Source organism: Pseudomonas sp. P7548, assembly GCF_013386585.1.
GTDB lineage: Bacteria > Pseudomonadota > Gammaproteobacteria > Pseudomonadales > Pseudomonadaceae > Aquipseudomonas.
The window spans coordinates 1-494 of sequence record NZ_JACARO010000181.1; the positions used below are offsets into that span (position 1 = coordinate 1).

1 protein-coding gene is annotated in these 494 nt (G+C 65.4%); it reads left to right on the forward strand.

Features of this window, described 5'->3' with window-relative positions; translation table 11 throughout:
• Positions 1 to 494: DNA polymerase domain-containing protein (locus HX803_RS32080; RefSeq protein WP_306172775.1), on the forward strand; the 494-nt coding region annotated here is incomplete at both ends.

Below are 494 nucleotides of genomic sequence, written 5' to 3' on the forward strand. Positions count from 1 at the left end.
CGCCCCGGCCTCTACGAATCAGTGCTGGTGCTCGACTACAAAAGCCTCTACCCGTCGATCATCCGCAGCTTCCTCATCGACCCGGTGGGCCTGGTCGAAGGCCTCAAGCACCCCGATGACAGCGAGTCGGTAGAGGGCTTTCGCGGTGCGCGTTTCTCCCGCACCCGACACTGCCTGCCGTCCATCGTCGCGCGGGTTTCCGAAGGCCGCGAAGTGGCCAAGCGCGAACACAACGCGCCGCTGTCCCAGGCCCTCAAAATCATCATGAACGCCTTCTACGGCGTGCTGGGCTCCAGCGGCTGTCGCTTCTTCGATACGCGCCTGGCGTCCTCGATCACGATGCGCGGCCACCAGATCATGCGCCAGACCCGCGCGCTGGTAGAGGCCCAGGGGTATGAGGTGATCTACGGCGACACCGACTCCACCTTCGTCTGGCTCGGCAGTGCCCATTCCCAGGACGACGCCAGCCGCATCGGCCTGGCGCTGGTGCAGCA